Source organism: Allobosea sp. UNC402CLCol, from assembly GCF_000745475.1.
In the GTDB taxonomy this organism is placed as follows: domain Bacteria; phylum Pseudomonadota; class Alphaproteobacteria; order Rhizobiales; family Beijerinckiaceae; genus Allobosea; species Allobosea spartocytisi.
The window spans coordinates 219,361-242,321 of record NZ_JQJJ01000008.1 but is presented as its reverse complement, the minus strand read 5'-3'; the positions used below and the strand labels follow the sequence as shown (position 1 = coordinate 242,321).

Sequence of the window (22,961 nt, the reverse complement as noted above, 5' to 3'; positions counted from 1 at the left end):
TCCCGAGCCGCCGACAGCCCCGGCCGCCCGCCACGCTCCCCAAGCTTCAAAGGCAGGCGGCCAGAAGCCCCGCGTCCTCCCGACGCGGGGCTTTTCCATGTCAGTCGTCCTCGATCTTCAGGATCACCGCCTGATCCGGCCCGATGGCGCGGCCGTCCTCGGTGCGCACGTCGAGGCTCACGCGCTGGCCGGTCTCGCGCTCGACCAGGCGGGAATGCTTTTCCTCCGGCGCGAAGAGATGGCGCTCGCCGAACTGGCGCAGCGCGACCATGACCGGGAACAGGTCCTTGCCCATGGCGGTCAGGCGATATTCCACGCGCGTTCCACCCTCACCCAGCGGAACCGCGTCGAGAATCCCGCTCTGGACCAATGTCTTCAGCCGATCGGTCAGGATGTTCCGGGCGATGCCGAGGCTTTTCTGAAACTCGCTGAAGCGGGTCATGCCGTCGAAGGCATCGCGAACGATCAGCAGCGACCACCAGTCCCCGATCACGTCCAGGGAGCGCGCGCTGGGACAATAGTCCCCCTTGAGGCTCTTGCGAGCGACCATCAGCCCGTTCCCCACCCGCGGGCGATCGACCCGCTTCTTTTTGGTTGCATGATAAAACTCATATCGTTATGCCCAATTTGGTTTCATCATAAAACTGATGCCTGAGGTCTGCAATGGATTTGGATCAGGACGCGGCGCTGCCCAGCGCCGCGAAGGAGAGCATTCGTCCTCCAAACGGAGACGGGACCGTTCAGGCCGCGGACCGGGTCGCAGGGGAGGCGCCGCCCGAGATGCCTTCGCTGAATGGCCGCACCATTTTGCTGTTCGCCGTGGCGAGCGGGCTTGCCGTTGCCAACGCCTATTTCGCGCACCCGCTGCTCGATGTCATGGCCGACGATCTCGATCTGTCCCGCAGCGTCGCCGGGCTGATCGTCGGGGCCACGCAGTTGGGTTATGGGCTCGGCCTGCTGCTGCTCGTTCCGCTGGGGGATCTTCTCGATCGCCGCAAGCTGATCATCGGCCAGTCCCTGCTGTCCGTGCTGGCTCTTGCCTGTGTCGGCGTCTCGCATTCGGCCGCGATGCTGCTTGCCTCGATGGCGGCGGTGGGCCTTCTGGCCGTCGTGACGCAGGCTCTGGTCGCTTATGCCGCGAGCCTGGCGCGCCCATCGGAACGCGGCCATATCGTCGGCGTGGTCACGAGCGGGATCGTCCTCGGCATCCTGCTGGCGCGAACCGTTGCCGGATCTCTCACCGACCTGTCCGGCTGGCGAACGGTCTATTTCGTCTCTGCGGCTCTCACGATGGCGATCGTGCTGCTGCTCTGGAGAGTGCTGCCGCGGCAGGAGCGCAAGCCCGCCGGCCTGTCCTATGGGCGTCTGATCGCGTCGCTCGTCACCCTGATCGTCACGGAGCCCACCCTGCGCATCCGTGGGGTCATCGCCATGCTGATCTTCGCCAACATCACGACCTTGCTGGCCCCGCTCGTCCTGCCGCTGAGCGCGCCGCCCTTCTCGCTGTCCCATACGGAGATCGGCCTTTTCGGCCTGGCGGGCGCCGCCGGTGCGCTCGGGGCGACGCGGGCGGGACGCTGGACCGATCGCGGCTACGGTCAACGCCTAACGGGGATCGCGCTCGCGCTGATGCTGCTGGCATGGCTGCTGATAGCCCAGCTTCAGCATTCGATCCTGTGGCTGATCGTCGGGGTGCTGGTAATCGATTTCGGCCTTCAGGCCGTCCATGTCACCAATCAGGCGATGATCTATCGGGTGCGGCCCGATGCGCAGAACCGCCTGACGGCGGCTTATATGATCTTCTATTCGATCGGCAGCGCGGCCGGTTCCTCAACGTCGACCGTCATCTATGCCCATGCGGGCTGGCCCGGCGTGTGCGCCGCGGGCGCGCTGATCAGTCTCGCGACACTGGCCTTCTGGGTCCTCACGCTGAAGTCGACCCCGGAAGCCGCGACGAGACGGATCTCCGGCTAGATGCGCGGACGGCGCTGCGGCCTCCCGAGCCGCCGACAGCCCACCATGCTCCCCGAGCTTCAAAGGCAGGCGGCCAGAATCCCCGCGTCCTCCCGACGCGGGGCTTTTTGCGGATGGTCCAACCTGATCCTGTCGCCGAAGAGGTCGGCCACAGGAAGCCCAGGCATCAATTCGTGAGCGCGCTGCGGGCGAGGCTGGCTGCCAGCGTCAGCATCATGACGCCGATGGCGAGGTCGAGGACGCGCCATGCGCCAGGCCGCGAGAAGAGCGGGGCGAGGAAGCGGGCGCCAAAGCCCAGCGACGCGAACCAGGCAAAGCTGGCCATCACGGCGCCAGCCATGAAGGGGAGACGCTCCGTCGGCGGGAGACTCGCGCCGACCGCACCCATCAGCATCACCGTGTCGATGTAGACATGCGGGTTCAGGAAGGTGAAGGCGGCGGTTCCGGCGATGGCGGCGCCGAGGCTGATGCTGGCCTGCCGGTCAACGGTGAGTGCCGACGGATGGGCCGCCCGCCGGAGAGCCGAGGCGCCATACCAGCTGAGGAACGCCGCGCCTCCCAGGCCGAGGGCCAGCGATAGTCCCGGCACGACGGCGAGCATGCTCCCCAGACCACTGACCCCCGCCACGATCAGCACCGCGTCGGCGGCCGCGCAGAACAGGACGATCGGCCAGACATGCTCGCGCTTGAGGCCTTGACGAAGGACGAACATGTTTTGGGCGCCGATCGCGATGATCAGCCCGGCGGATAGAGCGAAGCCTTTGGCGAAGGCGGACAGAAGAGCGGTGGTCATGCCGCCTTGATGCGTCGAGGCGACGATGTAGTATAGCTCAATTTTCTTAATCTGATTTAGGAATGCTAATGCTGGACTACCTGTCCCTCGCGGCCCTTGCCGCCGTGGTGCGCGAGGGCAGTTTCGAGAAGGCGGCTGCGGCACTCTGCGTCACGCCTTCGGCGATCTCCCAGCGCGTCAAAGGGCTGGAGGAGCGGGTCGGGGCAATCCTGCTGACGAGAGGTACGCCCTGCCGCCCCACTGCGATCGGCGCCAAGCTGTGCGCCCATATGGAGCAGGTCCGATTGCTCGAAAGCGAAGTCGTCCATGACCTGCCCGGATTGGCCGGTCAGGAAACCGGGCCTCATACGGTGCGTGTCGCTGTGAATGCGGACAGCGTCAGCACGTGGTTTCCCGCGGTGGCCACGCAATTCGCAACGGAGACCGGCGCTCTGCTCGACCTCGTCCTCGAGGACGAGGCCCACACGGCCGAACGGCTCCGCGCCGGCGAGGTTCTGGCCGCGGTCACGGCCGATCCAACTCCCGTTGTCGGCTGCAGGATCTATCCATTGGGCGTCATCGAATATGTGGCCGTCGCCAGCCCCGATTTCCTGGGCCGGTTCTTCGATGCGGGCGTCGATGCGGCCGGCCTTCGGCGCGCTCCGGTGCTGCGCTTCGACCGGCGGGACGAGTTGCAGTCCCGCTGGGCGCGGGCGGCCTGGGGAACGGAGATTTCATCCGCGATCCATTGGACGCCGTCGACCCAAGGCATGCTGGACATGACGCTGGCGGGTCTGGGCTGGTCGATGGCGCCTTTGCCCCTCGCGTTGCCCCTGCTCGATTCCGGAAGGCTAATCGAATTGCCGCCTTACCGGCGGATCGCCGTCACACTCTACTGGCAGCGCACGAGACTGACGGCGCGCCTGCTCGACCGATTGACGGACGCCGTGCGCTCCGTCGCGGCCCGAAGGTTGGCGCCGGTTCAAGCGCCGGAGCAGCTTCCCGGGCACGACTGACCGCTGTCCGGGTATCCGATGTTTTCCGGCGGGTGAGTCTATCGGGTTTCCGATGCCCGGCTACCGACGCAAAAGGCCCCATGCCTGTGGGCATGGGGCCTTTTAGAGAATGCCGGAAGACTGTCTGCCGCGACTCAATCGTCCCTGAAGACCCGCTCGTTGCGCTCGTGGCGCTCTTGGGCTTCCAGCGAGAGCGTGGCGATCGGGCGGGCTTCGAGGCGCTTCAGCGAGATCGGCTCGCCGGTTTCCTCGCAATAGCCGTAGGAGCCGTCGTCGATGCGGGCGATTGCCGAATCGATCTTGGCGATGAGCTTGCGCTGGCGGTCCCGGGCGCGCAGTTCGATGGCGCGGTCGGTCTCGGAGGAGGCCCGGTCGGCGATGTCGGGGTGGTTCTCGCTCTCGCTCTGCAGGGCGACGAGGGTCTCCTTCGCCTCCTTCAGGATCTCGTCCTTCCAGGCGAGGAGCTTGCCACGGAAATACTCGCGTTGACGGTCGTTCATGAACGGCTCGTCATCGCTCGGCTTGTAGTCCGCATCGAGGATGATCTGCTTCGACATGGGCGCGCTCTCTTGCGTTGTCCGCTCACGCGCCCTTCGGCTTTGCCGCGGGAGGGTGAGCCGATTTCGCGCCCTTATAGCGATCCGTTTCAAGCGGAACAATCGCTTCCGACACAGCTTCAACCGCTTCGTGATTGACGTCGGTCAAAAGGCGGATTCTGCCGGCTTTTCAGCTGAATCCGCCTCAATCCATCGCCCGGATCGCTGCGGCGATGTCGTCCTCAATCAGCCGGGCTATCGGCTGACGGTAATGTGTGTGGTCGAAGAAGAGATTCGAATCGTGCAGTTCAGGGCGGTCGATGCGCCAGTTCAGCAAGGTGGTGAGGGGCCTGCGGGCCGCGAAATCGCTGAAGGCCTTGAGGCAGGCGGCCTCGGCCGCGCCGTCAGGCGTGCCCGGTTTGGGAAGAGCCGAGACATAGACCGGCGGCCGAACGAGGATGAGCTTTGTCTCGGGCGGGGCCGATTTCATCATCGCCTCGAGGGCGGCTGCAGCGGGGAAGGGGCCGCTGGCATTGCCGCCGCCGGTCTCGGCCGGCGTTTCGAGTTTCTCGCGCAGATCGGGCCGGGTCGCATAGCCCTGGGCACGGTAGCTTGCCTCATAGTCCCAGTACCCGTCGGGCCGGCCGCGCTCGGCCGTGGAGGAAGTCAGATAGACGATCCGCCGCGGGATCTCCTCGACCAAATCGTAGCGCATCAGCTTGGCGAGATATGCTGTCAGGCTGCGGCTGAGCAGCCAGAACGGAAAGGACTTGTCGTTCGGCAGAGCCGGGTCCGGCGTGCACCAGAACGCGTCGACGCCGACGACGATCGCCTGCGGGGGCGTCGCCTGGTGATGGCGCAGGAACCAGTCGATGGTGAGTATGATCTCCTTCGGGCGCGTCGCGGGGGCCACCAGTGAGACGAAGGGGATGTCGGTCTTCGCCTTTAGATGCTCCGGCGAGAGGAGCTGGACATGCGAGTTGCCGAAGATCGCGCCGGTGAATTGCGGGTCGCGGCCGCGGCTCGCCAGAGCGGTGCGCGGTCCCTGCGGGCGCACGCCCTCCTTGAGCTTCAGCGGTGAGCGGCCGGTATCATAGGGGTCGAGCAGGAAGGCCGTAACGAGGAAGACGGCGGCGAACAGCGTCGCGGCAGCGAGCAGCGTCGCAGTGAAGCGCTCCCATTGCGTCCGCCCGGCCATGCCCGGGGTCTCAGAACTGGAAGTAGATGAACTCATAATTGGCGTCTTCGCCGATCTTGAGCAGGATGATGACGAACAGGAGGCCGCTCAGCACGGCGATCCAGCGGGCCGGCGGCAGCTTGTGAACGAGGCTCCAGGCTGTCGGGCCGATGATGGCGAAGGCTGCGGCCGGCAGCAGCGCGCGCCATTTGAGGCCGGTTCCGATGGGTGCGAGGCCGAACAGCCCCTTATAAATGGTCACCGCCGCGTCGAAGCTCGTGGCGCGGAACAGGACCCAGCACAGCACCACGAAGAGGAAGGTCAGGAGCCAGCCGAGAGGGGCGGGCATCGGCAGCCCGGCGCGACGCCAGAACAGGGCGACGATCAGCGCCAGTCCATGCGCCACGCCCCAGGCGACGAAGTGGAGGCCGGCCCCGTGCCAGAGGCCGCCGAGCGCCATGGTGGCGAAGAGCGCCCAGAGCTGCGTCGGCAGGCCGGATCGGGAGCCGCCGAGCGGGATATAAAGATAATCGCGCAGGAAGCGCGAGAGCGTCATGTGCCAGCGCCGCCAGAAATCCTGGATCGAGACCGAGCGATAGGGCACCTCGAAATTCTGCGGCAGCACGACGCCGAAGAGCAGGGCGAGGCCCAGCGCCATGTCGGTATAGCCGGAGAAGTCGAAATAGATCTGGAAGGTGAAGGCGAGAGTCCCCTGCCAGGCTTCCATCACGCTGACGACCTTGCCGGCCGCGGCGGCCGCGAAGACCGGGTTGGCGTATTCCGACAGCGGGTCGCCGATCAGCACCTTCTTGGCGAGGCCGAGGGTCAGGAGCATCAGCCCGCGCCCGATGCGCTCGGCGGCGTCGGGCCGCTGATAGGGGCGCTCGTCGAGCTGGTGCATGATCTCGCGCCAGCGCACCAGCGGGCCGGCGAGCACCTGCGGGAAGAAGGCGATGTAGAGCGCGTAGCGGACGAGATCGTAGCGCGGCGCCTCGCCGCGCCGCAGATCCGTCAGGTACATGATGTGGTGGAAGGTGAAGAAGGAGATGCCGAGCGGCAGCGCGATGTCGAATTTCGGCGCCGGCAATCCGGGAATCATTCCAGCGAGATCGGCGAAGAAGTTGAAGTACTTGAACACCGCCAGAACGGCGAGGTTGAGCACGATCGCGAGCGTGATCAGCCCGCTGGCCTTGGTCTTCTGAAAGCTTTCCGCGATCAGCCAGTTCACGCCGATGGACAGGACCAGCAGCGGCAGGAAGCGCCAGTCCCAGTAGCCGTAGAAGGCGAAGGAGAGCAGCACCAGCACCGGCAGGCGCAGGCGCGGCGCGAAGCGCTCCGCCAGCCAATGCAGAGCGAGCGCCAGCGGCAGGAAGGCAAGCAGGAAGACGAACGAATTGAAGAGCATCTGGCAGGCGGATTGAAAGGATGGTTTCCGCCTTAGACCAATCTTTCCGGCGAGTCATGTGATGCATCGACGCGCTTGTTCCGACCTCGGCGGCGCAAGGGAGTGCTCACCGAATTAAATCAATCGATTGATTGAATTCGGTGGTTATGGTACGCTTCGGCCATGCCAGCGCTCTCTCTCGACGATCAAGGAACCCGCACGGCTCTGATCAGGGCCGGGCTGGATCTGTTCGGCCGGCACGGCTTCGAGGCGAGCTCGATCCGGCAGATCGCCCAGGCTGCGGGCGTCAACAGCGCGGGCATCGCCTATCATTTCGGCGGCAAGGGCGGGCTGCGCGAGGCCTGCGCGCAATCCATCGTGGAGACCATCCGGCAAAGGCTGCTCGGAGACGCCGCGCCGCCGCCCGTACCGGTCGATCTCGGGCCTGACGCGGCTCTGGAGGCGATTCTCGCCCTCGTCGGCCGCGCGACGACCTTCATCGTGCGCAACCCGGAAAGCGAGGCGATCGCCCGCTTCGTGGTGCGCGAGATGATGGAGCCGAGCCCGGCCTTCGACATCCTCTATGAGGGGCTGGTCGGGCCGGTTCATGGCCGTCTCTGCCGCCTCTGGGCCGCCGCGACCGGCATGGAGGCGGAGGCCGAACGCACCCGCATCGGCGTCTTCGCGATGATCGGGCAGCTCCTGTATTTCCGCCTGGCGCGCCCTGCGGTGACGCGGCGCATGGGCTGGAGCGGCATCGGCGAGGCAGAGGAGAGGGCGATCGCGGGCAGCATCCGCTCGGCCATCACCGCCACGATTCTCGCAGCACGGGGAGAACGCCCATGATCCTCGGATTTCTGTGCTCGGTCGCCTTCATCGCCTCCACCTTCGGCGCCTGCGCGCCGGATACGGTGCGCATCGCCGGCTATGTCGAAGGCGAATATGTGCGGATGGGCCCTATCGACACGGCCCGGATCGAGCGGATCGACGTGCGCCGGGGCGATCGCGTCGAGGCCGGCAAGCTCGTCGCCGCTCTGGAAACGACCGATGCGGAGCACAGCCTCCGGGAGAGCGAAGCGCGGCTGGTGCAGGCCCAGGCGCAGCTCGACAATCTGCGCAGCGGCAAGCGGCCGGAAGAGATCGCGGTGATCGAGGCCAACCTTGCCTCGGCCCAGGCGCAGCAGCGCGAGGCCGAGCGGGCGCTGGACCGCCGACAGGATCTGCTGCGGCGCGGCGTCTCGACCCAGGCCGATTTCGACCAGGCGGAAACGGCGCGCGATGTCGCCGCCGCCAGCGTGCGCCAGAACGCCGCCAATCTCGCCGTCGCGAAGCTGCCCGCCCGCCCCGACGAGATCAAGGCGAGCGAGAACGCGGTCGAGCAGGCGAAGGCCACGCTGGCACAGGCACGCTGGCGGCTGGAGCAGCGCCGCCTTGTGGCGCCCTCGGCCGGCCACGTCAGCGACGTGCTGCGGCGCGTCGGGGAGCTCGCGGGGCCGAGTGCGCCGGTCGTGCTGCTGCTGCCGGACGGGGCGGCCAAGCTGATGCTCTATGTCCCGGAAAGCTGGATCTCCAGCGCGAAGCCCGGCATGCCGTTGCAGGTCCGCTGCGACGGCTGCGCGCCCGGCCTGACGGCGTCGGTGACCTATGTCTCGCCGGAGCCCGAATTCACGCCGCCGGTGATCTATTCGGAGCAGACACGCCAGAAGCTGGTCTATCTCGTCGAGGCGCGGCCGGATGGCGGATTGCAATCGGCGCTGCAGCCGGGACAGATCGTCGACGTCACCTTGCGGGGGCAGCGGTGAGCACGAGCCTCGCCATCGACGTGCACGGCATGACCAAGCGCTTCGGCCAGCGCACGGTGGTGGACGATGTCGATCTGGCGGTCGCAACAGGCGAGATCGTCGGCTTTCTCGGCCCCAACGGCTCGGGCAAGACCACGACGATCCGGATGATCTGCGGGCTGCTCAAGCCCGATGCCGGGGAGGGCACGGTGCTGGGCCTCGATGTCCGCACGCAGAGCGCCCAGATCAAGCGTCAGGTCGGCTACATGACGCAGCGCTTCTCGTTCTACGAGGACCTGACCATCGCCGAGAATCTGACCTTCGTGGCCCGGCTCTACGAGCTCGATCCGGTCGACGCGGCGGTGGCGAAGACGCTCGACGGCCTCGGACTGACCTCGCGCAAGGACCAGCTCGCCGGCACGCTCTCCGGCGGCTGGAAGCAGCGGCTCGCGCTCGCCGCCTGCATCATGCACCAGCCCAGACTGCTGCTGCTCGACGAGCCGACGGCCGGCGTCGACCCCAAGGCGCGGCGCGAGTTCTGGGACGAGATCCATCGCCTCGCCGGTGACGGCCTGACCGTGCTGGTCTCGACCCATTACATGGACGAAGCCGAGCGCTGCCATCGCATCGGCTACATCGCCTATGGCCGTATGCTGGCGACAGGGACGGTCGAGGAGGTGGTGCGCGGCTCGGGCCTCGTCACCTATGTCGTCCACGGGGCGGTGAAGCCCGCCCAGATGAAGGCTCTGTCGTCGGCCGACGGGGTCGAGCAGGTCGCGCCTTTCGGCGCGACGCTGCATGTCGTTGGCACCGACCGGGGCAAGCTGGAAGCGGCGCTCGAACCGCTGAAGCGGGAAGCCGGCATCAAGGTCGAGCCCGGCGAAACCAGCCTGGAAGACGTCTTCATCAAGTTCATGAGCGATGCGCGGGAGCGGGCGGCATGATCGCGCTGTTCTCCCCGCGCCGGCTCGGCGCGATGCTGGCCAAGGAATTCGTGCAGATGCGGCGCGACCGCATCACCTTCGCGATGATGCTGGCGGTGCCGATCGTCCAGCTCTTGCTCTTCGGCTACGCCATCAACAACGACCCGCGCGGCCTGCCGGCGGCGATCCTGGCGCTGGGCCAAGACCGCTATACCCGCGCCGTCGTCTCGGCGCTGGAGGTCTCGAACTACTACCGCTTCCGCGAACGGCCGCAGAGCGCGGCGGAGGCCGAGAGCCTGATGGCGAAGGGCGAGATCTCCTTCCTCGTCACCATTCCCAGCGATTTCGGCGTCCGGGTCGAGCGGAACGACCAGCCGCAGCTCCTGGTCGAGGCGGATGCGACCGACCCGGCCGCTGCGAGCGGCGCGGTTTCGGCGCTGGGGGCGATCGCGAGCCGGGCGCTGCAGCGGACCCAGGGTCTCGAGCCCGAGACGAACCCGGCCGCCGCCGCCGGGGACGGGCTCTCCTTCGTCATCCATCGCCGCTACAACCCCGAGAACATCACGCAATACAACATCGTGCCCGGTCTGCTCGGCGTCATCCTGCAGATGACGATGGTGATGATGACGGCGATGGCGCTGACCCGCGAGGTCGAGCGCGGCACGATGGAGAACCTGCTCGCCATGCCGGTGACGGCCGGCGAGATCATGCTCGGCAAGGTGCTGCCCTATCTCGCCGTCGGCGCCGTCCAGGTCGTGATCGTGCTCGGCGCGGCGAAGCTGCTCTTCGCGGTGCCCTTCCTCGGCGGGCTCGGGCTGCTGCTCGCTTGCGTGCTGATCTTCGTGCTGGCCCTGGTGCTGCTCGGCTACACCATCTCGACGGTGGCGCGCACGCAGCTCCAGGCGATGCAGCTCACCTTCTTCTTCTTCCTGCCCTCGCTGATGCTGTCGGGCTTCATGTTCCCGTTCGCCGGCATGCCGGGCTGGGCGCAGACTCTGGGCGAAATCTTCCCGCTGACCCATTTCCTGCGCATCATCCGGGCGATCATGCTGAAGGGCGCGGGCCTCGGCGATATCGGCGACGAGGTGTTCTATCTCAGCCTGTTCGTGCCGGTCTTTGCGGGCCTCGCGCTGATGCGGTTCCGGAGCACGCTGGATTGAAGCAAGCTGCCGGCGCCATCACGGCGGCGGACACGCCGCTGCGATAGTGACTTGCAAAATGATAGTTACATCATTAGTGCGGGGGCCATGCAGCCCCGGCTTTCCCCGCTTGCCGAATGTCCCTGCGCCCGCGCCGTCGAAGCGGTGGGCGAGTGGTGGAGCATCCTGATCCTGCGCGATGCGCTGCAGGGCTTCACCCGCTTCGACGAGTTCCAGCGCAGCCTCGGCATCGCGCCGAACATGCTGGCGCGGCGCCTGAAGCATCTCACCGAAGCGGGTTTGTTCGAGCGCAGGATCTATAGCGAGCGGCCGAAGCGTCACGAGTATGTGCTGACCGAGCGGGGTAGGGACTTCTTCCCCGTGGTCGCGGCGCTGGTCGCCTTCGGCAACCGGCATCTCGCGCCGGAAGGGCAGGCGTTAGTGCTCGCCGATCGGGAGAGCGGGCGGGAAGTTGTACCGGCCTATGCCGATGCCGAGACCCGGCAGCCCGTGAATTCCAACAACGTCACCGTCATCGCCGGCCCCCAGGCCAGCCCCGGCATGCTGCAACGCCTCGCCATCGTGGCGGCGCGGGATGCAGCTGCGCCGGTCTCTCCCGAATAGGAGCTCTCCATGCGCCGCATCGTCGTTACCGGAATGGGCGTGGTCTCGCCGCTGGGCTGTGGAACCGAGATCGCCTGGCGGCGCCTGCTTGCCGGGCGCTCCGGTTTGCGCCGCCTGCCGGATGGGATCGCCGAAACCCTGCCGGCCAAGATCGCGGGCGTCGTTCCCTCCAAAATAGAGGATGACGAGGGCGGATTCGATCCCGATACAGTGATCGCGCCCAAGGACCAGCGCAAGATGGACCGCTTCATCCAGTTCGCGCTGGTCGCCGCCAGGGAAGCGCTGACACAGGCGGGGTGGCAGCCGCAAACCGAGCTGGAGCGCGAGCGTACGGCGACGGTGATCGCTTCCGGCATCGGCGGCTTTCCGGCGATCGTCGAGGCCGTGCGGACGACCGACCAGCGCGGCGTGCGCCGGCTCTCGCCCTTCATCGTGCCCTCTTTCCTGGTCAATCTCGCCGCCGGCCATGTCTCGATCGACTATGGCTTCAAGGGGCCCATCGGCGCGCCGGTCACCGCTTGTGCCGCCGGCGTGCAGGCGATCGGCGATGCGGCGCGCATGATCCGGGCGGGAGAAGCGGATATCGCGCTCTGCGGCGGCACCGAGGCTTGCGTCGATCTCGTGGCACTCGGCGGCTTCGCTGCAGCCCGGGCGCTCTCGACCGGCTTCAACGACGAGCCGGAAAAGGCCTCGCGTCCGTTCGACCGGGACCGCGACGGCTTCGTCATGGGCGAGGGGGCAGGCCTGCTGGTGATCGAGGCGCTGGAGCATGCCGAGGGGCGCGGCGCGACGATCCTGGCCGAGCTGACCGGTTATGGGACCAGCGCCGATGCCTATCACATCACTTCGGGGCCCGAGGACGGGTCCGGCGCGCGGCGGGCGATGGAGACCGCGCTGAAGCAGGCAGGGCTCCGGCCGGCCGATATCGCCCATCTCAACGCCCATTCCACCTCGACGCCGGTCGGCGACCGTGGCGAGCTTGCCGCCATCAAGGCCGTGTTCGGCACCGAGGGCGGCATCGCGATCAGCGCGACGAAATCGGCGACCGGCCATCTGCTCGGCGCGGCCGGCGGGCTCGAGGCGGTCTTCACGATCCTGGCGCTGCGCGACCAGATCGCGCCGCCGACGCTCAACCTGGAAAACCCGGATGAGGCGGCGGCAGGGCTCGACCTCGTCGCGAAGGAGGCGCGGCCGGTCGCGATGGAACACGCCATCTCGAACGGCTTCGGCTTCGGCGGGGTGAATGCCAGCGCGGTGTTCAGGCGCTGGCGGTAGGTCGCACGCTCACAGCGGAATATTGTCGTGCTTGCGCCAGGGGCGCTCGACGTTCTTGGTCCTGAGCATGGCGAGGGCGCGGGCGATGCGGCGGCGCGTCGAATGCGGCAGGATGACCTCGTCGATATAGCCGCGCTCGGCCGCGACGAAGGGCGACATGAAGCGGTCCTCGTATTCTTTCGTTTGGCGCGCGATGGTTTCCGCATCGCCGCCGCGGAAGATGATCTCGACCGCGCCCTTGGCGCCCATCACCGCGATCTGCGCCGTCGGCCAGGCGTAATTGACGTCGGCGCCGATATGTTTCGACGCCATCACGTCATAGGCGCCGCCGAAGGCTTTTCGCGTGATGATCGTGACCAGCGGCACGGTGCATTCGCTGTAGGCGAAGAGCAGCTTGGCGCCGTGCTTGATCAGGCCGCCATATTCCTGCGCCGTGCCCGGCAGGAAGCCTGGGACGTCGACGAGCGAGACGATCGGGATCTCGAAGGCGTCGCAATAGCGCACGAAGCGGGCGGCCTTGCGGGAGGCGTCGGAATCGAGCACGCCGGCCAGCACCATCGGCTGGTTGGCGACGATGCCGACCGTGCGGCCCTCGATGCGGCCGAAGCCGGTGACGATGTTGCCGGCATAGGCCGCCTGGATCTCGAAGAAGTCGCCCTCGTCGACCGTCTTCAGGATCAACTCCTTGATGTCGTAGGGCTTGTTCGGATTGTCCGGGACCAGCGTGTCCAAGCTCATGTCGACACGATCAGGCACGTCGAATGACGGCCATTCCGGCACGCCGGCGGTGTTGTTGGCGGGCAGGAAATCGAGCAGGCGGCGCACCTGCAGCAGCGCCTCGACATCGTTTTCGAAGGAGCCGTCGGCGACCGAGGACTTGGAGGTGTGGACCTTGGCACCGCCGAGCTCTTCGGAGGTCACGGTCTCGTTGGTGACGGTCTTCACCACCTCGGGGCCGGTGACGAACATGTAGCTGGTGTCGCGGACCATGAAGATGAAGTCGGTCATCGCCGGCGAATAGACGTCGCCGCCGGCGCAGGGGCCCATGATCACCGAGATCTGCGGGATGACGCCGGACGCCTGGACATTGCGCTTGAAGACCTCGCCATAGCCGCCGAGCGCAGCCACCCCTTCCTGGATGCGAGCGCCGCCGGCATCGAAGATGCCGACGATAGGCGCGCGCATCTTCAGAGCCATGTCCTGGATCTTGGTGATCTTCTGGGCGTGGGTCTCGGAGAGCGAGCCGCCGAAGACGGTGAAATCCTTCGAGAAGACGAAGACGGTGCGGCCATTGACCGTGCCCCAGCCGGTGACGACGCCGTCGCCGGGGATCTTCTCGGCCTTGTCCATGCCGAAATCGACGCAGCGATGCTGCACGAACATGTCGAACTCCTCGAAGGAGTCCTTGTCGAGCAGCAGCTCGATGCGCTCGCGGGCGGTGAGCTTGCCACGCTTGTGCTGCGCCTCGATGCGCCGTTCGCCGCCGCCCTTGCGCGCGCCCTCGCGCCGCGATTCGAGCTGTTCGAGAATATCCTTCATGGCGGCAGGCTCCCGGCGGGAAAAACGCGTCTCGAAAGCCGGCTTAAGCGGGGCTGCCGCGAGAGTCCATTGCGACATTTGCCGAAGCGTGCGAGGGCATCATGCCGCCGGCTCCGGGGCGCCCAGGCGTTCAGCCCTTCGTCAGCAGCAGCACGGCCGCGTCGAATTCGCGCCGGCGAATGGCGCGGCGCTCGGCCGCTTCCTCATCCTGGCCCCAGATCCCGATCTGGTAGTCCTCATCGAGATGGGCGGCGTTCCAGGCGGCGTCAGGATCGATCAGCCCGTTGGCCAGTGCCAGGGTGAGGATGGCAGAGCCCGTCAACGTCATGACGTTGTGTGCGCCGGCGAGCGCCAGCGGAGAGGGGATCGTCCCGACGTGCCGGGCGACGGCTGCGAGCGTGCTTTCCGGCTGCTGCGCGAAGACGACGCCCTCCGCCAGCAGGAAGCGGGCGCCGATCAGTGCCTCGATGTCGCCGAGAATAGGCTGCCAGACGTCGTTCTGGCGCGCAACCAGAGCCTCGGGCTCGCCGGCGCGATAGCAGAGCGCGTCGGAGCCGGCATAGCGGACGATCTCGGCGCGCACGGCCTCCTCTTGATCCGCGACGCCGTCCAGCGCCGAATTGACGAGGCGGGTCAGCGGCATCTGTGCCGGGTCGATCCGTTCGGCCTGCCGTTCCCACTCGGCCGCGAGGGCCTCCGCGACATTGCGCGAGCCCACCGCGAGCGGCTTGCGGGCGGGGGTGCGGGCGGTCTTGCCGTCGAGCGCGACATGGAACAGGCCATCGCGCTCGATGACGCCCGCTTCCTTGTAGAACCGGGCCGGTAGGGGATTGCGCATCGCCTGCTGGGCGGCTGCGACGGGGTCGGGCTGGCTGGCGCCGGGCGAGCCGAAGCGGGCGAGGAAATCGTCGGTGGACATGGCGCTGCCATAACGCATTCGCGCCCGGCACGAAACCACGTGGCTCAGGCGGCGCGCACGCGCCCGAGGAACTGCGCCACCTCGGCATCGAGATGCGAGGATTGCAGAGAGAGTTCATCGGCCGACAGGGCGATGTGGCTGGCCGCCTCGTCCGTCTCGGCCGCGACGCGGCTGACGATGTCGATATGGCCCGCGGCGGTGACGGTTTCGTCAGCGGCCTGGCGGATATTCTCGGCGATGCCGGCCGTCGCCACGTTCTGCTGCTCGACGACGATGGCGACCGCCCCGGAAATCTGGTTGAGCGAGCCGATCGTCAGGTTCATCGCGTCGATCGCGGCGATGGCTTCCGAGCCGGATTGGTGGATCGCTTCGATCTGCCCCTGGATCTCCTCGGTGGCCCGCCAGGTCTGCGTCGCCAGGGACTTGATCTCCTGCGCCACGATGGTGAAGCCGCCGCCGGAGCGGCCGAGCCGCGCCGCCTCGATCGAGGCATTCAGGGCGAGCAGGTTGGTGTGCTTGGCGATCGTCGAGATCACGCCGGCGATGTTGCCGATCTCGTCGGCCTTGCGCGAGAGGTCGCCGACGGTGTGGAGGACGTTGCCAGCCTGCAGGGTCGCGGCCCCGACGATGCGCGCGGTCTCGGCCACCTGCCGGTCGACCTCGGCGAAGGATTGGGCGAGCTCCGAAGTGACCTGCGTTACCGCCACCACATTGGCCGAGGTCTGGCGCGAGGATCGCGACGCGGCTGTCGAGCGCTGCAGCACTTCGACGGCACCATGCTTCATCTGCTGCGATGCGGCGCGCAGCGATTGCACGGAGGCGATCACGTCACGGGCGATTCCGGCGATGGCATTCTCGAAATCATTCGCGACGACGTTCAGGATCCGCTGGCGCTCGCTGGCGGCCTTCGCGGTCGTCTCGGCGACATGGCGGCGCGCCTCGTCGGCGATCTCGCGCGCGGCGTCGGCCTGCCGGCGCTCCGTTTCGGACGTCTCAAGCGCTTGCCGCAGAGCCCAGACCAGCAAGCTCAGCGCGGCCGCCTGCACGGAGACGATCGCGCCATGAAGCAGGACCCGGCCGGTGTCGCCGCCATTCGCAAACACGCCGGCAGGCTGCAGAAGGCTGAGGGCAAGATGATGGGCCGCGATCGCGACGGTGGCCGGCAGGAAAATGCGCCAGTCGAGCCAGCCGGCCAGGACGGCCAGCATGGCGAAGAAATACATGTGCATGTCGGATTGATAGGGATGTCCGGCGAAGGCGTAGACCAGCAGCATGACCTGGCCGAGCGTCGCCATGCTGGTGATCTGCCGCGCGGGCCAGTCGATGCGGTAGAGATACAGCGCCAGCGTGCCGAGCGCCGCCAGGCCGATTCCCGCCAGAATGAGCGTCTGCTGGCCGAGCAGGAGCTGGGCGCCGGGCGCCAGCGACAGCAGACCGGCATTGATCCAGAGAATGATGAGCAGCAGGCGGGCGAACTGCGCACGGAACCGCGCGATGTCGTTCATTGGCCGCTCCCTTTCGCATAGCCCACGCAAAGCCGGGCGAGGCTGGCATCGATCACGAGCCAGGCGCCGGCGCGATAGAGCGCCGTGACATAGCCGTCGTCTTCGCCCAGCGTGATGGTGACGGCGGATCCCGCGTTGATCTCGATCAGGCTGCCGCCGGCTTCGGCTATGGCGGCCGACATCGCGCGGGCCGAACTGCCCGCCGGAAAGAAGGCCGCGACGGGGCGTCCCTGGGCGGGCCAGGCCGCGATCAGGAAGGCGCCCAGCGCCATGACGATGCCGAAGGCCAGGCCAAAGCCGATCTCACGCATCCTGCACCCCCCGGCCTCGCGGCCTTGCAGGCCCAAAGCTATCGCTCAGGTTGCAGGGTTTGCCTTGCGAATTCGTAAATTTGAAATGATTACTTTACGGTATGCCCGCCTCGGTTGCGTCGGTCAGCCCCCGAAGCGGTCGTGCCAGGCCGGTTGCGCGCCGGGAAACGGCAGCGCCGTCGCGGCATGGACGCCGCGCGCCACGGCCCTTGCCAGCACATCGGCGGCGGTGGCGCAGAGCTCGGTCAGTGCGAAGGCGTCGGAAGGGGCTCCGCTATGGCCGGTTGCCGCGGCGAAGACGATGTCGCCGTCGAGCGGCGCATGGGCCGGGCGCAGCGACCGCGCCAGTCCGTCATGGGCGGCGAGCGCCATGCGCTTCGCCTGCGCCTTGGTGAGGACGGCGTCGGTCGCGACCAGCGCGATCGTGGTGTTCTGGCCGGTGCCGCCCTTGAAGCGCAGGGCCGTCTCTGCGGGCGTGATCGCGGCCGGCCAGCCGAGGCCGCCGAACTCGGCGCTGTGCTCATAGGGAGCGGCCCAGAAATGCGGGCCGCCGCCGATGGTGGCGCTGCCGACCGCGTTGACGGCGACGAGGGCGCCGACGATCTGGCCGGTCGCCGCGCGTGCGCTGGCCGAGCCGAGGCCGCCTTTCAGGTTGACGGTGGTGGCACCGAAGCCGGCACCGGCCGTGCCGAGCGCGAAATGGGTGCCGGCGGCTGCCGCCGCCTCCATGCCGAGGCGGCGATAGGGCGTTTCCCCGTCACCGCGGGCCCAGGGCTTGTCGCCGCCATTGGCGAGGTCGAACAGGATCGCCTGCGGCACGATCGGGATGCGGAAACCACCGGCCGGAAAACCGCGTCCGTGACCCGCAAGCCAGCTCATCACGCCGTCGGCCGCGCCCAGACCCCAGGCGGAGCCGCCGGAGAGGACGAGAGCGTCGACATGCTCGACGGTCATTTCCGGCTCGAGCAAGGCAGTGTCGCGCGTGCCGGGGGCGCCGCCGAGCACGGCCATGGAGGCGACGGTGGGGCGTTCGAACAGCGCCGCGGTCACGCCCGTCGCCGCCGCCGCGTCATGCGCGTGGCCAATGAGAACGCCCCGGACATCGGTGATCAGGTTGCGCATGGAGGTCGGCACCGAACTGAATCGCGTTGAACGCGTTGACGTCACATTACGATCTTTTCATCCGCGGGCCATCGCCGGTTCACCCACCGACAGCCACCGTGGTGACATCGCCAATCGGCTTCGAGACCCGCTGAGCGACACGTTACAGGACTGTTCGAGGAGAGCTTCATGAAACCCATCGTCCTCATCGCCGCATCGTCGATCGCCGCGCTTGCCAGCACCTTCGCCCTGGCGCAGCCGCAGCCCGTGCCGCCGGCCGGCGGCGACCAGAAGCAGCAGAGCGCGGAGACGCGCGACCAGCGGCGCGACGAGATGCGCCAGCGCCGCGCCGAGCAGGCCAAGGTCCGGATGGACCAGCGCTTCGCCAAGGTGCGCGAGGATCTCAAGCTGAAGCCCGAGCAGGTGCCGCTCTTCGACAAGGTCGAGGCTCTCATCAGGCAGCGCGCCGAGCAGGGGCGCGAGCGTTGGACTGCGATGCGCGAGGAGCGTGACCGGCTGCGCAGCGCCGATCTGATGGAGCGGATCGATGCGCGCGCCAAGCGCCTGGGCGAGCGCGCCGCCGCATCGAAGGAACTGGCCGATACGGTGAGGCCGCTCTGGGCGACGCTCAGCGACGAGCAGAAGACCGTGCTGCGCCGTTCGGTCCGCCAGGCTATGTCCGAGGGCCGCGAGCGCTTCCGCGAAATGCGCGAATGGCGGGGGCGGCGCGACGGCGGCGATCATGGGCCGCGCCGCTGGCAGGACAACCGCGATCGCGACGACGGCCAGGACGACGAGTGAATTCGGCACCCGCCGGCTATCCGGCCCGGCGCGCTGACAACCTCTGACGACGACGCGCCCCCGGCGGCTTGCCGGGGGCTATTCTTCATGTCAAGCACCGCTGCCCGCCACGCGAGCCAGCGGCCATCCGCTTCATCCAGACCTTCGAGCTTCTGCCTTTCCTCGACACGGTCGTCAGCCTGAGCGCGGCGTTCGTGCTGGGCATGCTGATCGGCGCCGAGCGCCAGTACCGGCAGCGCACGGCGGGATTGCGCACTACCGTCCTCGTCGCGCTGGGCGCCGCCGCCTTCGTCGATCTCGCCATGCGCCTGGAGGGCACGGCCGGCGCGATCCGGGTGATCGCCTATGTCGTCTCGGGCATCGGCTTCCTGGGCGCCGGCGTGATCATGAAGGAGGGCATGAACGTGCGCGGCCTCAACACGGCCGCCACCCTCTGGGGTTCCGCCGCGGTGGGCGCCTGCGCCGGTGCGGACATGATCGCCGAAGCGGCGCTCGTCGCGACCTTCGTCATCTTCGGCAACACGTTGCTGCGGCCGCTCGTCAACGCGATCAACCGCATTCCGCTCGACGAGCGGGCGCTCGAAGCGACCTACGAGGTCGTCGTCACCACGCGGGCCGAGGCGCTCGCCGATATTCGCGACACGCTCGTCGAATATCTCGAGGCGGCGCAGTATCCGCTCAGCGACATCACGACGATCGAGCGCGGCGAAGACACCGTCGAGATTGTCGCCAAGCTCATCAGCACGGCAATCGACCGCAAGGAACTCGACCATGTCGTCGACAAGCTCGGGCGCCTGCCGGCGGTGAGCCACGCGACCTGGGAGAGCAGCACCGCCGACTGAGCGGTCGGCACCGTCCCGGCGGTCGCATGGCGATGCCGTGCGGTGGCCGGGCGCGGCGACCTCTCAGCCGCTGGTGGCGTCCGAGACGCATTTCTTGGTGAAGCTCGCCTTGGCGGCGCCAGCAAGCTTCTTGTCGGCGGCCTGCTTGTCGCAGGAGGCGCCGGCATCCTTCTCGCACTTTGTCAGGAAGCTGGTCTTGGCGGCGCCGGCGAGCTTCTTGTCCGTCGCCTGGACGGTGCAGCTCTGGGCGTGGGCGAAGCTCGACGCGCAGGTCAGCGCGAGAGCGGTCAAAACAATGCGAATCATGGCGATCCCCTGGCTGTAGGCCGGGCGACGCTAGGGCATCCAACCGTGGAGGGAAACTGCCCCGGCCGCTTTACGCCTTGCTTTCGCCCGACTTGCTAACGTACGAGAGGAAAAGGACGATTTCGTGATTCACCATATCTGTTCAAGTTGGATTCACGGCTTTCCGTTTACGCTTTGTCAGTCAATGCGATGCGAGGGTGAGCCATGAATGGAACCTGGCTGACATGGGGAATGCGAGCCTTTATCGGCTCCGTCTTCGTTATGTGTCTGTTCGGACCTTATGCGCTGTCGATCCTGATCGGCTGCCTGAGTCTCGGCTGCTATTATTTCCGCGACGAGGTCGGCTCGCATCTGTAGAGCCGGCGCGCGACCTGCTTCCTGAAGGGGCAAAGAAAAGGGGCGGCCTCCGGGCCGCCCCTTTTCTTTGCGGCGCGCTCAGCGGATGCGACGCAGGTGGCAGATTTTGACCTTTCCGCCGCGTCCGTCGGAGCGCCAGACGCAGCCGGGACGGTTGGGCGTGCGGTCATAGATGTGAATTACCGCGCGCCGATGGCGATTGAAGCTCTGGTTCGAGAAATCATGGCCGCCGACGCGAACGTTGCGGCCGAAGCGCACCTCGGCCATGGCCGGCGTCGAGACGCTGGCGGCGAGCTGCACGGCAAGGGGCAGCATGATCGCGGCCAAGCGGAAAAGGGGCGAAGGTCGCGGCACGGCGGGCTCTCAGTCTGGCGCCAGGGGAGCAGCCGGTTCAGCCCGCCGTTGCCCTGCGCGTCTTCAGGGTCAGGGTCGGCGCCGGTGGGGCAGGCCAGATCTGCAGCCGGTAGAAATCATCACCATCCAGGGCGTCATCGCTCAGGGTGTCGAGCCCGACATAGGAAACGCGCACCCGATAGCTGCCGGGCGGCAGAGAGAAGCGCGCGCGCTCCTGCGGCGTGCCTTCCGTGCAGCCGAGCACCATGACCCGGCCCGTGCGCACACGGAAGGAGCACTCGTTGACGAGCTCCCATTCGTGGAAATCCGCTTCGGGCGCATCGTCGTGCACGGCAATGGCGACCGGGACGGACATGTTCCGCACTGTCGCGATGCCGATGCTGCAGTCACCCACGGCGAGCATCCGCTCCAGCGTCTCGTCCGTCCAGAAGGCACCCCAGTCCTCGTGGACGCCTTCGTCCTGCAGATAGAATTGGAAATAGTCGGCGAAAATGGAGAGTTCGGCGCTGTGCAATATCGTCATGCCCAGAAGCTCCCGCAGGATTGTGACGGGAATGGGTTCGCCGCCGCCATGGCGGCTACGGTGGCAAAGACGCTGTTCACTGCCAGGACGGGCATAAAAAAGGGGACGGCAAAGATGCCGTCCCCTGTGTTCGATGACGATGGCGGCTGGAAGCCGCCGTAACCGCATCAGCGCGAGTAGAACTCGATTTTGGCTGTGCCCATCCCTCTGAACATATTGACACATAATGGCTTTTAGCTAAGCGTGTGGGGTGAAACGTGTGGGGGAGCGTGTGGGGTGGCGAAGATCGCGGGATACCTTGAGCAGCGCCGGAAGGGCTTCTCTGCGGTCGTGGATGTTCCAGCTGCGGATCGTGCGGTGGTTGGCAGCAAGAGGCTCAAGAAGGGGCTGGGAACGAGGGACAAGCACCTTGCCCAAGCCCGCCTCCCCAAGGCGCTCCTAGAGCTTCATGCGAAGATCGACGCAGCCCGCCGGGGACACCCCAGCACGGACCCAAGGACGGCCGAGGCCATGGAGCTTCGGGAACGTCTGCATGAGGTGAGGTCAGGTGTCGGGACGGTCTTTCAACCGCATGAGGTGTGGGACCCAGCTCGGGGGAAATACGTTGTCGTGGAAGCCGAGGCCGCCGAAGGGCTTCTGATCGACACCGTACAGGCCCGCAGCGAAGCGATAGCTGAAGATGAGGGTGAGAAGCGGGGCGCTGCATTCGCCGACTTGGCGCTCGGGCGCTCAACGCCGCTGAAGCACTACATGGAGACTTGGCTCGCGGAGCCCGGCAAGCGCGGGACAGTGAGGGCCGAGCGCACGAAGCTCGAATATCAAGGCATCGTTTCTGCCTTTGAGGATTGGCTAGCGAAGGGCGGGCATGTGGTCACCGTCGAAGCGGTCACCCGGAAGGTCGCTGGCGAATACGTTAGCTCGCTACACAAGGACGGCCTGTCAGCGGCCCGCATCCGGGACGTGTGCGCGGCGTTCTCGACCTATTGGGTTTGGCTGGGGTTGCGCGGATGCGTTCCGGAGTCCTTCAATCCGTGGAAGGGGCAGGCTGCCGCCAAGGTGAAGAAGGCGGTTGCGTTGTCATCTGGCGACGATCAGGCCGATGAGGACCTCAGACCGTTCACGACGAAGGAACTGGAAACACTCTTCACGGATGTCGAGGATATCGCCCTTCGGGACCTCATGCACCTCGCGGCGCTCTCCGGAGTGCGGATCGAGGAGGCGTGCAGTCTGACGGTCGGCCAGTGTGCCGGAGGCGTCTTTGATGTTCGCGGGACGAAAACGAAAGCGGCCAAGCGGAAGGTCCCCATCCACCCCGATCTCTCCGAGCTGGTAAAGCGACGCTGCACCGACAAGCCCTCAACGGACTGGCTCTTCCCGGAGGCTGGCGAGCCCGACAAGTTCGGTAAGCGGGCTCCTGTCATGAGCGCCCGGTTCTACAAGTTCCGGCATGATCGGAAGGTGGATGACAAGCCGGAGGGGAAGAAGGTGTCCCGCGTCAACTTCCACTCGTTCCGCCGCTGGTTCGTGTCGGAGGCGGTGAAGGCCGCTCAGCCGCTTCATGTTATCCGGCAGGTTGTCGGGCATGAGCAGCCGAAGAGTGACGTGACGCTGAGCACGTACTTCCGTGGGGAGCTGGAGCAGGCGAAGGTCGCGTGTGTAAAGGCGGTGGTGATGCCGGAGGCCATCCGGAAGCTGTTGCCAGTTTCATCAGATCAGCTAGCAGCGCCAGCGGCAGGGGAGCTTGAGGGCAGCGTTCAAAGCCGGATGCAGCCGCACCTACCGCTTTGAAGGCGTCAGGCAGA

At 66.9% G+C, this 22,961-nt stretch carries 25 protein-coding genes; 12 read left to right on the top strand and 13 right to left on the bottom strand.

All coding sequences use genetic code 11. The features are described 5' to 3' along the window. Window positions 1-100: 100 nt before the first annotated feature. Window positions 101-550, bottom strand: coding sequence for a winged helix-turn-helix transcriptional regulator (locus GY40_RS03150; RefSeq protein WP_038358620.1), 450 nt, complete (start codon window positions 548-550; stop codon window positions 101-103). Between the two features lie 230 nt (window positions 551-780). Here GY40_RS03150 and GY40_RS03145 point away from each other — a divergent pair, with 230 nt between their 5' ends. Further along, complete coding sequence (locus tag GY40_RS03145; protein ID WP_051987604.1) at window positions 781-1,974, top strand: MFS transporter; 1,194 nt, start codon at window positions 781-783, stop codon at window positions 1,972-1,974. A gap of 166 nt (window positions 1,975-2,140) precedes the next feature. Here GY40_RS03145 and GY40_RS03140 read toward each other — a convergent pair whose 3' ends face one another. Continuing rightward, entirely contained in the window at window positions 2,141-2,767 is a 627-nt protein-coding gene (locus GY40_RS03140) for a LysE/ArgO family amino acid transporter (protein ID WP_038358618.1), read from the bottom strand. Between the two features lie 68 nt (window positions 2,768-2,835). On the opposite strand from GY40_RS03140, the gene GY40_RS03135 reads away from it, so the two are divergent. Further along, window positions 2,836-3,762: a LysR family transcriptional regulator ArgP gene (locus tag GY40_RS03135; RefSeq protein WP_038358617.1), complete on the top strand. Its 927-nt coding sequence runs from the start codon at window positions 2,836-2,838 to the stop codon at window positions 3,760-3,762. A gap of 134 nt (window positions 3,763-3,896) precedes the next feature. Here the strand turns inward: GY40_RS03135 and dksA are convergent, their stop codons facing one another. From dksA to GY40_RS03120, 3 genes are all read right to left on the bottom strand, one after another. Continuing rightward, window positions 3,897-4,319, bottom strand: coding sequence for an RNA polymerase-binding protein DksA (gene dksA / locus GY40_RS03130; RefSeq protein ID WP_038358616.1), 423 nt, complete (start codon window positions 4,317-4,319; stop codon window positions 3,897-3,899). A 184-nt stretch (window positions 4,320-4,503) separates the two neighbouring features. Beyond that, on the bottom strand, window positions 4,504-5,496 hold the full coding sequence (locus GY40_RS03125; protein ID WP_051987464.1) for a hypothetical protein: 993 nt from the start codon (window positions 5,494-5,496) through the stop codon (window positions 4,504-4,506). Between the two features lie 10 nt (window positions 5,497-5,506). Beyond that, window positions 5,507-6,880, bottom strand: a complete 1,374-nt coding sequence (locus GY40_RS03120; protein WP_038358614.1) for an MBOAT family O-acyltransferase — start codon at window positions 6,878-6,880, stop codon at window positions 5,507-5,509. Window positions 6,881-7,042: 162 nt separating this feature from the next. Here GY40_RS03120 and GY40_RS03115 point away from each other — a divergent pair, with 162 nt between their 5' ends. The 6 genes from GY40_RS03115 (at window position 7,043) to fabF (ending at window position 12,601) form a co-directional block, all read left to right on the top strand. Further along, complete coding sequence (locus tag GY40_RS03115; RefSeq protein WP_038358613.1) at window positions 7,043-7,705, top strand: CerR family C-terminal domain-containing protein; 663 nt, start codon at window positions 7,043-7,045, stop codon at window positions 7,703-7,705. Then, on the top strand, window positions 7,702-8,661 hold the full coding sequence (locus GY40_RS03110; RefSeq protein WP_038358612.1) for an HlyD family secretion protein: 960 nt from the start codon (window positions 7,702-7,704) through the stop codon (window positions 8,659-8,661). Before GY40_RS03115 ends, GY40_RS03110 begins: the two co-directional genes overlap by 4 nt. Before the next feature lie 29 nt (window positions 8,662-8,690). After that, entirely contained in the window at window positions 8,691-9,584 is an 894-nt protein-coding gene (locus GY40_RS03105; RefSeq protein WP_038359931.1) for an ABC transporter ATP-binding protein, read from the top strand. Next, complete coding sequence (locus GY40_RS03100; protein ID WP_038358610.1) at window positions 9,581-10,723, top strand: ABC transporter permease; 1,143 nt, start codon at window positions 9,581-9,583, stop codon at window positions 10,721-10,723. The genes GY40_RS03105 and GY40_RS03100 overlap by 4 nt, the downstream gene beginning before the upstream one ends. 87 nt (window positions 10,724-10,810) lie before the next feature. Then, window positions 10,811-11,326 (top strand): winged helix-turn-helix transcriptional regulator, encoded by a 516-nt coding sequence (locus GY40_RS03095; protein WP_038358609.1) that lies wholly within the window; start codon window positions 10,811-10,813, stop codon window positions 11,324-11,326. A gap of 9 nt (window positions 11,327-11,335) precedes the next feature. Then, a complete protein-coding gene (gene fabF / locus GY40_RS03090) occupies window positions 11,336-12,601 on the top strand; it encodes a beta-ketoacyl-ACP synthase II (protein WP_038358608.1) in 1,266 nt (421 codons plus the stop codon). Window positions 12,602-12,610: 9 nt separating this feature from the next. Here the strand turns inward: fabF and GY40_RS03085 are convergent, their stop codons facing one another. The 5 genes from GY40_RS03085 to GY40_RS03065 form a co-directional block, all read right to left on the bottom strand. Then, window positions 12,611-14,140 carry an acyl-CoA carboxylase subunit beta gene (locus GY40_RS03085; protein ID WP_038358606.1) on the bottom strand — a complete coding sequence of 510 codons (1,530 nt, stop codon included), beginning with the start codon at window positions 14,138-14,140 and terminating at the stop codon, window positions 12,611-12,613. A 130-nt stretch (window positions 14,141-14,270) separates the two neighbouring features. Then, window positions 14,271-15,059, bottom strand: coding sequence for an ATP12 family chaperone protein (locus GY40_RS03080; RefSeq protein WP_038359930.1), 789 nt, complete (start codon window positions 15,057-15,059; stop codon window positions 14,271-14,273). Window positions 15,060-15,103: 44 nt separating this feature from the next. After that, window positions 15,104-16,564 carry a methyl-accepting chemotaxis protein gene (locus tag GY40_RS03075; RefSeq protein ID WP_038358605.1) on the bottom strand — a complete coding sequence of 487 codons (1,461 nt, stop codon included), beginning with the start codon at window positions 16,562-16,564 and terminating at the stop codon, window positions 15,104-15,106. Further along, the gene (locus tag GY40_RS03070) at window positions 16,561-16,875 is read right to left on the bottom strand and encodes a hypothetical protein (RefSeq protein WP_038358604.1); all 315 of its coding nucleotides are present in this window, start codon (window positions 16,873-16,875) and stop codon (window positions 16,561-16,563) included. The genes GY40_RS03075 and GY40_RS03070 overlap by 4 nt, the downstream gene beginning before the upstream one ends. Window positions 16,876-16,998: 123 nt before the next feature. Beyond that, window positions 16,999-17,997, bottom strand: coding sequence for a P1 family peptidase (locus GY40_RS03065; RefSeq protein WP_038358602.1), 999 nt, complete (start codon window positions 17,995-17,997; stop codon window positions 16,999-17,001). A 168-nt stretch (window positions 17,998-18,165) separates the two neighbouring features. On the opposite strand from GY40_RS03065, the gene GY40_RS03060 reads away from it, so the two are divergent. After that, window positions 18,166-18,777 (top strand): Spy/CpxP family protein refolding chaperone, encoded by a 612-nt coding sequence (locus tag GY40_RS03060; RefSeq protein ID WP_038358600.1) that lies wholly within the window; start codon window positions 18,166-18,168, stop codon window positions 18,775-18,777. Window positions 18,778-18,902: 125 nt separating this feature from the next. Beyond that, on the top strand, window positions 18,903-19,619 hold the full coding sequence (locus GY40_RS03055; protein WP_038359929.1) for an MgtC/SapB family protein: 717 nt from the start codon (window positions 18,903-18,905) through the stop codon (window positions 19,617-19,619). A gap of 63 nt (window positions 19,620-19,682) precedes the next feature. Here GY40_RS03055 and GY40_RS03050 read toward each other — a convergent pair whose 3' ends face one another. Further along, window positions 19,683-19,925, bottom strand: a complete 243-nt coding sequence (locus GY40_RS03050) for a hypothetical protein (protein WP_038358599.1) — start codon at window positions 19,923-19,925, stop codon at window positions 19,683-19,685. 231 nt (window positions 19,926-20,156) lie between these two features. On the opposite strand from GY40_RS03050, the gene GY40_RS28435 reads away from it, so the two are divergent. Further along, a complete protein-coding gene (locus GY40_RS28435; RefSeq protein WP_260368351.1) occupies window positions 20,157-20,282 on the top strand; it encodes a hypothetical protein in 126 nt (41 codons plus the stop codon). Between the two features lie 78 nt (window positions 20,283-20,360). Here the strand turns inward: GY40_RS28435 and GY40_RS03045 are convergent, their stop codons facing one another. After that, window positions 20,361-20,597, bottom strand: a complete 237-nt coding sequence (locus GY40_RS03045) for a hypothetical protein (protein WP_051987603.1) — start codon at window positions 20,595-20,597, stop codon at window positions 20,361-20,363. A 76-nt stretch (window positions 20,598-20,673) separates the two neighbouring features. Further along, on the bottom strand, window positions 20,674-21,159 hold the full coding sequence (locus GY40_RS03040) for a hypothetical protein (RefSeq protein WP_038358597.1): 486 nt from the start codon (window positions 21,157-21,159) through the stop codon (window positions 20,674-20,676). A 276-nt stretch (window positions 21,160-21,435) separates the two neighbouring features. On the opposite strand from GY40_RS03040, the gene GY40_RS26395 reads away from it, so the two are divergent. Continuing rightward, on the top strand, window positions 21,436-22,947 hold the full coding sequence (locus GY40_RS26395) for a tyrosine-type recombinase/integrase (protein ID WP_051987462.1): 1,512 nt from the start codon (window positions 21,436-21,438) through the stop codon (window positions 22,945-22,947). Window positions 22,948-22,961 lie beyond the last annotated feature (14 nt).

Bases quoted from the DNA above. Each gene is read 5' to 3' on its own strand.
- GY40_RS03150 (WP_038358620.1), bottom strand. From the start codon at position 550: ATGGTCGCTCGCAAGAGCCTCAAGGGGGACTATTGTCCCAGCGCGCGC.
- GY40_RS03145 (WP_051987604.1), top strand. From the start codon at position 781: ATGCCTTCGCTGAATGGCCGCACCATTTTGCTGTTCGCCGTGGCGAGC.
- GY40_RS03140 (WP_038358618.1), bottom strand. From the start codon at position 2,767: ATGACCACCGCTCTTCTGTCCGCCTTCGCCAAAGGCTTCGCTCTATCC.
- GY40_RS03135 (WP_038358617.1), top strand. From the start codon at position 2,836: ATGCTGGACTACCTGTCCCTCGCGGCCCTTGCCGCCGTGGTGCGCGAG.
- dksA (WP_038358616.1), bottom strand. From the start codon at position 4,319: ATGTCGAAGCAGATCATCCTCGATGCGGACTACAAGCCGAGCGATGAC.
- GY40_RS03125 (WP_051987464.1), bottom strand. From the start codon at position 5,496: ATGGCCGGGCGGACGCAATGGGAGCGCTTCACTGCGACGCTGCTCGCT.
- GY40_RS03120 (WP_038358614.1), bottom strand. From the start codon at position 6,880: ATGCTCTTCAATTCGTTCGTCTTCCTGCTTGCCTTCCTGCCGCTGGCG.
- GY40_RS03115 (WP_038358613.1), top strand. From the start codon at position 7,043: ATGCCAGCGCTCTCTCTCGACGATCAAGGAACCCGCACGGCTCTGATC.
- GY40_RS03110 (WP_038358612.1), top strand. From the start codon at position 7,702: ATGATCCTCGGATTTCTGTGCTCGGTCGCCTTCATCGCCTCCACCTTC.
- GY40_RS03105 (WP_038359931.1), top strand. From the start codon at position 8,691: ATGACCAAGCGCTTCGGCCAGCGCACGGTGGTGGACGATGTCGATCTG.
- GY40_RS03100 (WP_038358610.1), top strand. From the start codon at position 9,581: ATGATCGCGCTGTTCTCCCCGCGCCGGCTCGGCGCGATGCTGGCCAAG.
- GY40_RS03095 (WP_038358609.1), top strand. From the start codon at position 10,811: ATGCAGCCCCGGCTTTCCCCGCTTGCCGAATGTCCCTGCGCCCGCGCC.
- fabF (WP_038358608.1), top strand. From the start codon at position 11,336: ATGCGCCGCATCGTCGTTACCGGAATGGGCGTGGTCTCGCCGCTGGGC.
- GY40_RS03085 (WP_038358606.1), bottom strand. From the start codon at position 14,140: ATGAAGGATATTCTCGAACAGCTCGAATCGCGGCGCGAGGGCGCGCGC.
- GY40_RS03080 (WP_038359930.1), bottom strand. From the start codon at position 15,059: ATGTCCACCGACGATTTCCTCGCCCGCTTCGGCTCGCCCGGCGCCAGC.
- GY40_RS03075 (WP_038358605.1), bottom strand. From the start codon at position 16,564: ATGAACGACATCGCGCGGTTCCGTGCGCAGTTCGCCCGCCTGCTGCTC.
- GY40_RS03070 (WP_038358604.1), bottom strand. From the start codon at position 16,875: ATGCGTGAGATCGGCTTTGGCCTGGCCTTCGGCATCGTCATGGCGCTG.
- GY40_RS03065 (WP_038358602.1), bottom strand. From the start codon at position 17,997: ATGCGCAACCTGATCACCGATGTCCGGGGCGTTCTCATTGGCCACGCG.
- GY40_RS03060 (WP_038358600.1), top strand. From the start codon at position 18,166: ATGAAACCCATCGTCCTCATCGCCGCATCGTCGATCGCCGCGCTTGCC.
- GY40_RS03050 (WP_038358599.1), bottom strand. From the start codon at position 19,925: ATGATTCGCATTGTTTTGACCGCTCTCGCGCTGACCTGCGCGTCGAGC.
- GY40_RS28435 (WP_260368351.1), top strand. From the start codon at position 20,157: ATGCGAGCCTTTATCGGCTCCGTCTTCGTTATGTGTCTGTTCGGACCT.
- GY40_RS03045 (WP_051987603.1), bottom strand. From the start codon at position 20,597: ATGCTGCCCCTTGCCGTGCAGCTCGCCGCCAGCGTCTCGACGCCGGCC.
- GY40_RS03040 (WP_038358597.1), bottom strand. From the start codon at position 21,159: ATGACGATATTGCACAGCGCCGAACTCTCCATTTTCGCCGACTATTTC.